11 protein-coding genes are annotated in these 12,741 nt (G+C 32.9%); 1 reads left to right on the forward strand and 10 read right to left on the reverse strand.

Features of this window, described 5'->3' with window-relative positions:
* Positions 1-43 precede the first annotated feature (43 nt).
* The 8 genes from gldD to OF897_RS15565 form a co-directional block, all read right to left on the reverse strand.
* Complete coding sequence (gene gldD / locus OF897_RS15530) at positions 44-601, reverse strand: gliding motility lipoprotein GldD (protein ID WP_267266591.1); 558 nt, start codon at positions 599-601, stop codon at positions 44-46.
* 268 nt (positions 602-869) lie between these two features.
* Positions 870-1,916 (reverse strand): A/G-specific adenine glycosylase, encoded by a 1,047-nt coding sequence (mutY, locus tag OF897_RS15535; protein ID WP_267266592.1) that lies wholly within the window; start codon positions 1,914-1,916, stop codon positions 870-872.
* A 34-nt stretch (positions 1,917-1,950) separates the two neighbouring features.
* Positions 1,951-2,421, reverse strand: a complete 471-nt coding sequence (locus tag OF897_RS15540; protein ID WP_267266593.1) for a hypothetical protein — start codon at positions 2,419-2,421, stop codon at positions 1,951-1,953.
* 76 nt (positions 2,422-2,497) lie between these two features.
* Positions 2,498-3,859, reverse strand: a complete 1,362-nt coding sequence (locus OF897_RS15545; RefSeq protein WP_267266594.1) for a DUF5458 family protein — start codon at positions 3,857-3,859, stop codon at positions 2,498-2,500.
* Between the two features lie 24 nt (positions 3,860-3,883).
* A complete protein-coding gene (locus OF897_RS15550; RefSeq protein WP_267266595.1) occupies positions 3,884-4,420 on the reverse strand; it encodes a type VI secretion system contractile sheath small subunit in 537 nt (178 codons plus the stop codon).
* A gap of 151 nt (positions 4,421-4,571) precedes the next feature.
* Complete coding sequence (locus OF897_RS15555; protein ID WP_267266596.1) at positions 4,572-6,671, reverse strand: M13 family metallopeptidase; 2,100 nt, start codon at positions 6,669-6,671, stop codon at positions 4,572-4,574.
* 198 nt (positions 6,672-6,869) lie between these two features.
* A complete protein-coding gene (locus OF897_RS15560; protein WP_267266597.1) occupies positions 6,870-8,924 on the reverse strand; it encodes a M13 family metallopeptidase in 2,055 nt (684 codons plus the stop codon).
* 214 nt (positions 8,925-9,138) lie between these two features.
* On the reverse strand, positions 9,139-10,386 hold the full coding sequence (locus OF897_RS15565; RefSeq protein WP_267266598.1) for a CinA family nicotinamide mononucleotide deamidase-related protein: 1,248 nt from the start codon (positions 10,384-10,386) through the stop codon (positions 9,139-9,141).
* A gap of 112 nt (positions 10,387-10,498) precedes the next feature.
* Here OF897_RS15565 and OF897_RS15570 point away from each other — a divergent pair, with 112 nt between their 5' ends.
* A complete protein-coding gene (locus OF897_RS15570; protein ID WP_267266599.1) occupies positions 10,499-10,975 on the forward strand; it encodes a DUF7832 domain-containing protein in 477 nt (158 codons plus the stop codon).
* A 130-nt stretch (positions 10,976-11,105) separates the two neighbouring features.
* Here OF897_RS15570 and OF897_RS15575 read toward each other — a convergent pair whose 3' ends face one another.
* Positions 11,106-11,645, reverse strand: a complete 540-nt coding sequence (locus OF897_RS15575; RefSeq protein ID WP_267266600.1) for a lipocalin family protein — start codon at positions 11,643-11,645, stop codon at positions 11,106-11,108.
* 350 nt (positions 11,646-11,995) lie between these two features.
* On the reverse strand, positions 11,996-12,730 hold the full coding sequence (locus OF897_RS15580) for a LytR/AlgR family response regulator transcription factor (protein ID WP_267266601.1): 735 nt from the start codon (positions 12,728-12,730) through the stop codon (positions 11,996-11,998).
* Between the last annotated feature and the right edge of the window lie 11 nt (positions 12,731-12,741).

Genomic DNA, 12,741 nt, shown 5'->3' on the forward strand with positions numbered 1-12,741 from the left:
ATAAGTAATCAATTGATTACAAACGTTTTTATTAATTTAAAATTTATTTTTTCCATTCAAAAGTATCCAGCAAATGCATCATATCTTTTTTAATATAATCAATTGCAGGAGCTAAAGAATCTGGTTTTGGTCTAGAATTAAAGTATAAATATCCTGTCACGAAATGCTTTGTACTGTCGGTTGCATAAAACTGTAAATTTGATGCAGCCTGACCTTTAAGCTCATAAAAATTCCCAAAGACTCTTCTCTCAGGATATTCGAAAGATTTTGTATCGATTGAACTTGCCTTCACGGTATGTTTGTAAACCATTTTTTCGGTTTCCATAATTTGCTGAGCAAAATCGTTATTGATTGGGTAATACGTCAGGAAAATCTTCGCCTTCATTTTCGGATAGTTCAGATAATACCAACAAGGTTTCTTTGCATTATAAATTTTAGCGTAATCTGAAATCTCAAAAGAATACAAACAATTAGGCTCAAATTTTTGATATTTTGGCGAAGGATATTCTAATCTCAATTCCCCGTAAGGTTTTGGAGTAGCCTCTTTTTCGCACGAAATAATCAGCATCGAAACAAAAATAAAAATGACTTTTTTAATCATTTTGCAAAAATACAAATTAGATTTAGATTTTAAGAGACAAATTTCAGCATTTCAATGAGTTTTGAAATTTGTTGGAGAAGATTTTTTTAACGCAAAGTGCGTAAAGATTTTTTTTTCGTCACTTACTGCATATTTTTCATTCGCAAAGGCGTTTCACTTAACAAAGACAACAAAGTTAATGAAGTAGGAATTTTTGTCATTCTGAACGGAACGCAGTGGAGTGAAGAATCTCTATTCTCAATAATTTAAACTTCCAACATCCAGCTTATCAAATAATTCTGTAAGCTGTTTCATAATTTTGGATATAATTCTCCAAAGGTTTTGGGAAAGATCTTTCGTGAGAGCCTTCAACATCCGTTACGATATAATCGTTTTTAACAATAAAATCTGACCAAACTGATTCAGAATCAACTTCAACATTAAAAATTTCTATGCTTAAATTTTTGTGGGTAAGTTTATGATTAACCGTTTTTACACTTTTAATGAACGGAATTAAATCATCAGAAATAACAGGCGGAAATTCAAACAGTTTTTTCCAGATAAAATCATCTTTTCTTTGCTGAATTAAAAACTGCCCGTTTTTGTGAACGAAATAATATTGTAATTGTAAATCCTGAGCTTTCGTTTTTTTAGTTTTAACAGGAAATTCTGAAACTTTATTTAAAGAAAAAGCAAGACAGTCATCATTTACAGGGCAATCTCCACACAAAGGATTTTTTGGTTTGCATATTTCCGAGCCTAAATCCATCATCGCCTGATTAAAATCACCAACATTTTCAGGCATGATTAAATTTGATAATTCTGAAAAATAATTAAACGCCCGAGAATTAGAAATATCAAAATCATCTGCGAAAATCCGACTTAAAACCCGATAGAAATTTCCGTCAACGGCAGGCATTTTTCCTTCAAAACAAATACTGGAAACTGCAGCTGCAGTATATTTCCCAATTCCTTTTAGTTTTAAAATTTCATCATAATCAGAAGGAAAAACTCCGTTATAATCATTGATGATTTGCTGAGACGCTTTGTGAATATTAATCGCACGGGAATAATATCCTAAACCTTTCCAATACAACAAAACCTCATCTTCGGGAGATTCTGCCAAAGTTTTCACATCAGGAAATCTTTCGATAAAATTATTGTAATGATTCAATCCCTGAGCAATTCTGGTTTGCTGAAAAACAATCTCGCAAATCCAGATTTTATAAGGATCTTTGGTTTTTCTGAACGGTAAATCTCTCGCATTTTTATCATACCATTTCAACAATTTGTTTCCAATATGATGAAAGTCTGAAGTATTTTTATTCTTTTCCAAAAAACCTATTCATTTTAATAGAGGCAAAGATAATTTATTTTTTCTCGTTGTCAAGATGATAAACGGGAGCGCCTTTTAGCCATTGATATTTGATTTTTTTCATCTCTGCAATTGATTTATATCCTTTTAAAATCTCTAAAAAGACATACACCGAATCATTTTTTTCTTTTTTAAGATTTAATTTTTGATTGGAAAGAAATTGAAACGGATATGAAATCACAGAATCTCTTTTGCTAAACAATAAATCTCCTGAATTGATTCTGTAAATATAAAACGGTTTTCCCCGCGAAGAACTGTCGGAAATGGAAATATCTGAACTCGCAACCACCATATCGCTAATTCCGTAAGCTTCATCTTCTGACATCACATAAGCTTGAGCGGTATCTTTTCTTTCATTGGCAAAAAGATCAATCTCATATTTTCGAGGTCTTTCATATTCCTTTCTACAACTTACAATTGAAAACAGAGAGAAAAACAAAACAATGTAAAACGTAAAATTTTTCATTCAAGAGTTTTAAAATAATTAGAAACAAAAAACCGATGTTTTTGACGCACCGGTTTCTATATTAAATATTGGAAAATTAATCCTGAATATATTCTGCATCCCACTCATTACCGTCATCACCTTTGTGACCGTCAAGTTTAATTACAAAACTTTTTGTTGGGAAATAAGGAGTCAGTCTGATGTCTAACCAAACTCTATCTTTATTTACCTTATCTTGTTCAAAACGTACAATTTTAAACTTTTCAATCAATTTATCTGCACCCTTGATACCGTCTAAGAAACTTACAATCTGTCTTCTCAAATCATCTTCATTTCTTGCATTCCAGTTTTCAAAAGCTCTTCTGTTTAGGAAATCAAGCAAAACTTTAGTTACATAGTCGAATACACGAACTACAGAATATGTTTGAAGACCGATGTTGTCTCCCGTAAACAATGTTTTTGCAGAGAATGCCATGATTTTGCCGTATTCGTTGACCATAGGAACCAATCCCATTTTTTCTAACTGAGAAATTTCGCTTTTTTTCAACTCGAATTTTACAGCGTCTACTTCGTTGATATTACCGTGTTTTTTACCGGCTGCAACCTGGGACATTAATGTTTTATGGATTTTCCCTGCCAATGAAGTTGAAGGCGGAAGTTCTACATTTTCCTCTTCACCTACTTCTTCTGCTCTGCCACGACCAACTAACCAGTTACAAGTCATGATAACGTTACTTCTATGCAATTCACCACCTGTAAGATTCGCCGAGTGGAATAAATCTACAACATCATCCGGTTTATCAAGATTAGCAAAATCGGTAACCATCATTACTTTGTTTTCGTTACAGATTTTCGCCCATTTTTCAATAACTTTATTTGATCCCAAATAACCGGGAATCGCTAAAATAGAATAGTTATCTCTTAAATCTAAACGGTCATAATATTGCTTAAATTCTTCAGCAACCGCATCAATAAACAGAGGGTTATCTAGATCTGAAACCTGCTCTAAAGTAGCATTCACAATACTTACGTTATCTACTTTGTCTAATTCTGTATTTTTGTAAAACTGAGCGACCGTTCTGTATGAAGTCTCTAACTGTCGAACAGAATCTAAAGTATTTTTAAGATTTTGTTTAAGATTTTGTTCAGCATTTTGAGCTTTGCTTTTACACGTATCTGCCATTTTTTCGGCAGGTTCATTTGTGCTTAAAAGATCAACCCAAAGATTGATTTTTTGAAGAAGCTCTTTTCTTTCATCGGCTTTATTACCATCGTTCAAGAAAATTTCTTTCCTAGCTTTTCTGGTTGGGTTCATGTTTGCAATTCCGTCTACGACAGATTCTATAAAACCGAAACCTCCGATTTTGCTTAATTCTTCAAGCGGGTTACCTTTTGGTCTTCCGGCTTGCTGCTGTTGATTATGTTGTTGGCTTTCTGCAGCCTGTAATTTACTATCCATGATTTTAGTGTGATTTCGTTAAATTTATTTTTCAAGTTCTTGTGCCACATCCTTTAATGCCTCAATAAAAGCAGCTCTTGTCTGCTCATTTTCAAGCATATTGCGTAAAATTTTATTGTTTTTCAGCTGACGTACAATTTTGTTGTACTGTTCCTGCTCCATGCTAAGCTGCTGAAGGTAATTAGATTTTTGCGTAAGATTTTTGGGAGTGAAATCTGCAAGATTTTGAAAGCGAAATTCTTCTTCCACTACATTTCCATCTTCAGATTCGTGCTGTACAGCAACTGAAGGCTGAAAATGTCTGAAAACATCATCTACTGTTTTTAATCCTGTAACAATTTCGGGAACATAAGATTCGTCGGTTGTAAGCTGGCTTACGATAAGAGATTTGTTCTCCTGAATTTCCTGAATAGCTTCATTAGCGTCAACTTTTACTTCGTTACCACCAACGCCATAATTGAACATTGCCATATTATTATTATTTTGTGATTGTTGATTTTGGTTTGAATTAGCAAATTTTTGACCAATCCATTGTTTAAATTTATAAAAAAACTGTAACATACAAAATTTTGTGATGGTTTTTCTTTAAATAAATCAGATTACCTATGATAATCTGATGATTATTAATACTTTTTGGTGTCACTAAGCTATGAAAAACAAACAAAAAAACGCACCAAAATGATGCGTTTTAACAGTAATTTCATATTAAGAATTACCAGATTTTAATTCTTTCAGCAGGGGCTTTATATAATTTGTCTCCTTGTTTAATATCAAATGCTTTCATGAAAGAATCTTGGTTCACCAAAGGTCCGAAAGCTCTGAAATATCCCGGTGAATGCGGATCTGTTTTCACCTGATTCATCATATACTGATCGGTAGATTTGGTTCTCCAAACCGTTGCCCAACTCATGAAAAATCTCTGATCTTGGTTAAATCCTGAAATTAATCCCGGATTCCCTTTGTCTTTTAAATACATTTGCAAAGCATCATAAGCAACCGCAACTCCACCTAAATCACCGATATTTTCACCACTTGTAAACTTACCATTCACAAAACTTCCTTTTACGGGTTCGTAAGCGTTGTATTGAGCTGCCAATTGACCAACTTTAGCATCAAAATTCTTACGATCCTGATCTGTCCACCAATTATTAAGGTTCCCGTCGCCATCGAATCTTGAACCACTGTCATCAAAACCGTGAGAAATTTCGTGACCGATAACTGCACCAATTCCTCCAAAATTAACAGCTGCATCAGCTTTTGGATTGTAAAAAGGAGGTTGAAGAATTGCTGCAGGGAAAACAATTTCGTTATTTGAACCGCTGTAATAAGCATTTACAGTTTGAGGAGACATTCCCCATTCTGTTTTATCAACAGGTTTCCCTACTTTTTCTAAACTTTTCTGATATTGCCAAGCTGAAACATTCTGAAGATTTGAATATAAACTAGCACCTTGAGAAGGTGATTCTACTTTTAATTTAGAATAATCTTTCCATTGATCAGGATAAGCGATTTTTACAGAGAATTTAGACAGTTTTTCCTGAGCTTTTATTTTGGTTTCAGCAGACATCCAATCCATATCATTGATATGTTTTTTAAATGATTTTAAAATGTAATCGATGTACATTTCCATCTGTTTTTTAGATTCAGGACTGAAATGTTCGTCAACATACAATTTCCCGAAAGCTTCCCCCAAAACACTATTCACCAACGCCAAACCTCTTTTGTTCATTGCACGTTGTTCTTTTTGTCCCTGAAGATATTTAGAATAAAAATCAAATCTGATATTATCTAAACTGTCACCTAAATTACTTGCATTGCCGTTGATTACATGATATTTCAAATAATCTTTCAACAAAGGAAGATTTTTCTGGTTGATAAACTGATCCATATTCTGGTAATATTTCAGTTCACCAACAATTACTTTATCTGTTTTTACACCTGCATCTGTAAGATATTTAGCGAGATTTACATTTTTAACCAACCCAGAAAGTTCAGATACATTTTTAGGATTATATCTTAAATTGGCATCTCTGTTTTGCTCTAAAGTCAATAGATAATTAGCCAGCTGCTTTTCAAAATCAACAACATTCTTTGCAGCGACATCAGAATTTTTATAACCTAAAACTCCAAATAACTGTCCGACATATTTTTGATATTCCGCTAAAGTTTTGGTGTTGGCTTCGTTTACTTTTTGGTAATAATCTCTACCTAAACCTAAATCCGGACCACCCAAATAAACCGCATTCATATTAGAATTCTTCATATCTGCACCAACTCTCCATCCATAAAATGAATTGTCGCCCAGTTTTGTAGCTTCTAAAAGATATTTCTGAAGATCATTAACGTTTTTGATGGCATCAATTTTAGCTAAATCTGATTTAATAGGAGTAATTCCTGCAGCATTTCTTTTTTCAACATCCATGAAAGATGCGTAAAGGTTCTGAATTTTCTGACCTTCGGAACCTTCTGCGTATTTTTCAGTCAAAATTTTATTCAAAATATCAAGTGAAGCATCGTCTACATTTTCTCTCAATGCATTGAAAGATCCCCAACTTGCTTTATCAGAAGGAATCTGAGTTTCTTTTACCCAATTTCCGTTCACATAACTGAAGAAATCATCTTGGGGGCGAACAGATTTGTCCATATAAGCAAGATTCAAACCTTCTTCTTTTTGTTCTATATTTTTCACCGGTTCGGCACGAACTAAATTGATTGTTTCTTCAGGTTTTTCAGTAACTTTTTTTGCAGTTCCGCAAGAATTTAAAAATACAACACCCGAGAATGCAAGTGCTGCGATATTTAGTTTTTTCATTAAATTAATTTTGAATTGTAATCCGTTTGATCAAATATAAGAATTTATGTTAAATTGTTTTTGTCAGTTTTTTAATATTTAAAAATAAAAAATAGGTTTTGGCTAAAGCCAAATGAATATTTTCATTAGAAAAAACGGGCTAAAGCCCGTTTCTATTGAATAAAAAAAACCGCTCATTACTGAACGGTTTGATATTGATTACCAGATTTTAATTCTGTCTTCCGGTTTTTTGTATAATTTGTCTCCAGGTTTCACGTCGAACGCTTTATAGAAAGCATCAACATTCATTAGAGGCGCAAAACTTCTGAAATATCCAGGAGAATGCGGATCTGTTTTTACTTGGTTGATCATATATTTTTCACTTGATAAAGTTCTCCAAACGGTTGCCCAGCTTAAGAAAAATCTCTGATCTTGTGTATAACCACTGATTGAACCAGGATTTCCTTTATCTTTCAAATACATTTGAAGTGCATCGTAAGCTATATTTACACCCCCTAAATCTGCAATGTTTTCACCGTTTGTGAATGTTCCGTTGACGAAAGTTCCCTTTACAGGTTCATATTTATCGTATTGAGCAGCTAAAGCTTTTGTTGCTTTTTCGAAGTTGGCTTTATCTTCCGGAGTCCACCAATCTACCAAGTTACCATCTGCGTCAAACTGAGCTCCTGAATCATCAAATCCATGAGAAATTTCGTGACCGATAACAGCACCGATTCCACCAAAATTCACAGCAGCATCAGCTTGAGGATTAAAGAAAGGCGGCTGAAGAATTGCAGCAGGGAAAACGATTTCGTTATAAACTGGGTTATAATATGCGTTCACCGTTTGAGGAGTCATTCCCCATTCTGTTTTGTCAACCGGTTTTCCGATTTTTGCCAACTCTTTGTTGTATTGCCATTCACCAATATTCTGAAGGTTTTGATATAAATTTCCACCTTTAGATTCCGGAGTAATTACCAATTTAGAATAGTCTTTCCAAGTATCAGGATAAGCAACTTTTACAGCGAATTTATTCAGCTTCATCATTGCTTTTTCCTTTGTTGTAGAAGACATCCACGTTAATCCGTTGATGTGAACTGCAAAGCTTTTCTTTAAATAATCGATTAACTCAACCATTTGTGCTTTTGCTGAAGCCGGGAAATATTTTTCAACATATAATTTACCGAAAGCCTCACCAAGAGAACCGTTGATTAATTCATACCCTCTTTTGTTTAAAGCTCTCTGCTCTTGCTGACCTCTTAAATATTTACCGTAGAAAGCAAACTTCATGTCACCTAATTTTTCACTTAGATAAGAAGCGCTTCCGCTAATCATATTAAATTTCAAATAATCTTTGATAACTGGAAGATTTTTTTCGCTTACCAACTGATCAAAGTTTTTGTAATATCCTAATTCCCCGATGATTACTTTATCTGTATTTACTCCAACTTTTTTAAGATAAGCAGGAAGATCTACATTTTTAACTAAAGCTTTCAATTCTGCCATTGTTTTCGGATTGTACTGAAGGGTATTATCACGACTTTGTTCGTTTGTCAACAAATGTTTAGCAATACTTTTTTCGTAATCTACAATTCCTTTCGCAGCTGCATCAGCATTTTTGTAGCCTAATTCTTTCAACATAGAAGCCACATACTTTTGATATTCCGCAAGAGCTTCCGTGTTTTTAGCATCAACTTTTTGGTAATAATCTCTTCCCATTCCCAATGAAGCGTCACCTAGATAAACAGCATTCATATTAGAATCTTTAAGGTCTGCATAAACACCCCATCCATAGAAATTATTCTCTCCTTCTTTCGTTACTGAAGCTAAATAATTCTGTAAATCTGTAAGGTTTTTAATAGCATCAATTTTATTGATATTTTCCTGAATAGGTTTGATTCCGTCTGCATTTCTCTTCTGCATATTCATGTACGTCGCATACAAATCCTGGATTTTTTTACCTTCACTTCCGTCTGTAAATTTATCTTTCAGAAGAGAATTTAAAATCGTCATTGAATTGTTATCCGTATCATCTGCCAATTTGTTGAAACTTCCCCAAGTTGGTTTATCAGAAGGAATTTTAGCCGTTTTCATCCACGTTCCACTCACGTAGTTGTAGAAATCATCTTGTGGACGAACAGATTTATCCATCAAACTGATGTCTAAACCTTTATCTGCTGCAGTTGCTGTTTTAGTAGTTTTAGCCTGAGCGTTCAACGTATTTTGTGAACAAATTCCAGCCAATAAAAACAAAGAAAGCGTTAATTTTTTCATTGTAATAATAATTTATACAATATGTATATTTAATTTAAATTTTGTTACGGTAAAGTTAATTTATTTTGAAATTCAATCTTTGGAAAAACTGTTAGTTGTTTATTTAACGCAAAGTGCGCAAAGTTTTTTTTGACTACTAACTGTTTTTAAGTTCGCAAAGGCGTTTTTACTTAAAAAAAGATCAATAAGTTTTTTATGTAATAATTTTAGATTATTAATTGATTAAAATTCCAACCAAATCCTGAAGAATCTTCTGTGAAACAAAAGACACAAAATCTGGTCTATCAAGATGTGGAAGATATAATTTAAAAGTTTCTGAATTATTGTTAACTCTAATTGTGTAATAAACTGTCCCAATATCTTTTCCATCCTCCCCTTTTCCGGGACCGGCAACTCCTGTTGTAGAAAGGGAAATATCGGTTTTAAATAAATTCTGACAACCTTCTGCCATTTCTCTTGCAACTTCTTCACTTACCACAGTAAAACGCTCAATCGTACCTTCAGAAACATTTAGAATATCAATTTTCTTTTCGGTTGCGTAAGCTACAATTCCGCCGATAAAATATTTTGAACTTCCTGAATTTGAAGTCAGTAATTTTGCCAATTCTCCACCTGTACAACTTTCAGCCGTAGAAATTGTCAATTCCTTTTCGTTTAAAATTTCGGCTAAAATCTTTTCAATTTTATCTTCATTGGTTGCAATAATATTTTCACCAATAATCGGAAATAATTTCTGAATCTGATTTTCAAGTTGAATTTGCAAAAACTGCTCGTTTTCTCCGGTTGCAGTTAATCTCAATTTCACTCTGGTTCCAACAGGAAGATAAGACAACGCCATATTTTCAGGTAATGCCAATTCCCACTCTTCAATTTTATCGGCTAAAATACTTTCGGGAATTCCAACAACAGAAACAATTCTTGTAGAAATATAATTCAGATTAAATTTTTCTTTTAGATAAGGAATAATCTGGTCTTTAATCAACGGTTTCACTTCATAAGGAACTCCCGGCAAACTGAAAGACAATTTTCCGTCTCGTTCCATCATCATACAAGGTGCGGTTCCGTAATGATTCTGAAAAACAGTAGATTTCGTAGGAACAAAAGCCTGTTCGCGGTTTCTTTCAAGAATTTCAATTCTTCCGCGCTTTTCCATATACGCTCTAAGATGTTCAAAAGTAACCTCATCCAAAGCTATTTCATCATCAAAAAATTCAGCTAAAGCTTTCTTAGTTTTATCATCTCTAGTCGGCCCTAAACCTCCTGTTGTAATAACTAAATCTCCAATTTCAAAAGCTGATTTCATTGTGCTTTTAATAATGTCTATTTCGTCTGAAATAGTGAAAATCTGTACAACTTTGATTCCGATATTTTTAAGTTCAGTAGCGATGAAATTTGAATTGGTATCGACCGTATTTCCGGAAAGAATTTCGTCACCGATCGTGATAATAACTGCGTTTTGCATATTTTAAATTTGAATAAATTCATTACAAATGACGTGAAAATCTCCGTAGCGAACAAAAGAAAATGATTTTTTATATCTTTGATTTGAACTGTCTACAACTATAATAAAGAATATGACTAAATATGATGATGCTTCATGGCATTATGGAGGAGATTTTCCAGAAGGAATTCCCGAGAAAAACAGTGCAACTCACACCGGAATGTTTCTCAATTGGTGTATTAACAATGATTTGATTTCAGAAGAATTTAAAGAAGATGCTGAAGAAGAAATCGAAAAATTAATGAGAAGAGAAATCACTGGTGCAGAATTTATCCTCCAATCTATGGACGGAAAATTTTCGGAATATGATTTAAATGATTTGGGAAATGCTTTTGCCAAAGATTATTATGTTGACGAAACAGATTTTGCAGATAAATACAGTTCATTTGCGACTGATTACATTAATATTTTTGATTCTGTAGCGGAAGAAAGCGATTTTGAATATGAAACTTTTTATCACATTGAAGATAGTTGGGAAAACTATGATTTGATGAAACAGATTATAGATCATCGTTTTTTGGAGTGGAAAGAGTACAGAAATTTGAATTAAATCATAAGTTTTGTCATTCTGAACGAAATGGAATGAAGTGAAGAATCTATTTTTTAATGTGGAGATTCTTCCTTCAGAATGACAAACTATATATTAAATTATTTTAAGATTGCTTCGTTGGCAATGACAACTAATCATGTTTTACCCAAATTAAATCACCGGTATTGTAACCTAATTTCTGAGCTTTTGCTAAAAATCGTTCTTTAATACTGTTTGGAATTTCTTTGTTCCTAGATAATATCCAGATATATTTTGTGGAATTTCCTACAACCAAAGCATTTTGATAACCATCATCGATGTCGATAACATTATAACCAGCCCAAATTGGTTTAAAAAATGAAACTTTCAGTCTTGCTTCTGATTTATCGTTAACAAATTTAGCCTCACCAATTGATTCTTTCCATTCTTTTTTAACGTAATTGTAACCTCTGTTCTGAACTTTAATCGTTCCGTCTGAATTGAGTGAATAATTGGCGGTGACATTATCCATATTTTTCTCGAATTTATAATCGAAACGGGCAATTTCGTACCATTTTCCAAGATATTTATCTGAATTAAAATTGGTAATGGCAGTTGCACCTTTTGGAATTCCGACCGAACAAGAATTGAAAATCATTAATCCTATAATGCCTAAAGTTACTGGAATAGTAATTTTTTGAAACGTTTTCATAATACTAAATTTTGTGTATGATAAAAAATTCAAAAATGATGCCTTTTAATTTTAAATCATTGAGATTTATTAAGCAGTTGAGACAGGTTAAGTTGAGCTTCGATTAAAGTTGAATGCTTATAAAATCTATTTGAACTCTCCTTAAAAAACTTAATTCCTGAAATAATCTTAATTGTTCAAATAATAAATATGTTTAATTAAACCATTAAGATTTATTAAGTTGTTTAGAAAAATTAAGATGAGCCTCGCTTTAAGCAGAATACTTATTAAAATCTATTAGATTTTTCCTTAATAAAACTTAACTACTTAATAAATCTTAATGGTTAAAATAATTTCTACATTTAAAATTTTCAAGAAAAAACTTTCAGAAACTGTTCTTTAAAACTTCCGGAAACCTCAATTTCTGTTTCGTCTGAAAGTGTTGCTGTTCCGCTTTTGTGGTAAGATTTCACAAAATTAGTATTGATAATATGAGAACGATGAACCCTTACAAAAGGATTTTCAAGTAAATCATCGAAATGCTTTAAAAACCTACAAACCATTTTCTTAGAGCCGTCTGTAAGATAAACCTGAGTAAAATTTCCGTCCGCCTGAAGTCTTACAATATCTTCTGTTTTTACCACATCAAAACCTTGTAGAGTCGGAAGAATTAACTGTTGCTTTTCTGGTTTTAATTTTAAGTTTTCTAAAAGAATTTTATTTCGATTGAGCTCTTCTTTATTTTCAAGACTTTCTACGACTTTATTCACAGCCAAAATCAATTCCTGAATATCAATTGGTTTTAAAATATAATAACTCGCAGATTTGTTTAAAGCCTGAAGAGAATATTGTGAAAACGCCGTGATAAAAATGGTTTCGTATGAAAATTCTTTAGTCGCTTCCAACACATCAAAAGCATTTCCGAAAGGCATTTCTACATCCAAAAAAACGAGTTGAGGTTGTTTTTCTGCAATCAACGGAACGGCTTCTTTGATGTTTTCCGCTTCGCCCAAAATCTCGACTTGCGGACAGTATTTTGCGAGATAATTTCTCAGAACTTCTCTTGCAATTTTTTCGTCGTCTACGATTACGGATTTTATTTTCATCTTTTTAAGTT

The organism is Chryseobacterium formosum, from assembly GCF_026460885.1.
GTDB lineage: Bacteria > Bacteroidota > Bacteroidia > Flavobacteriales > Weeksellaceae > Chryseobacterium > Chryseobacterium formosus.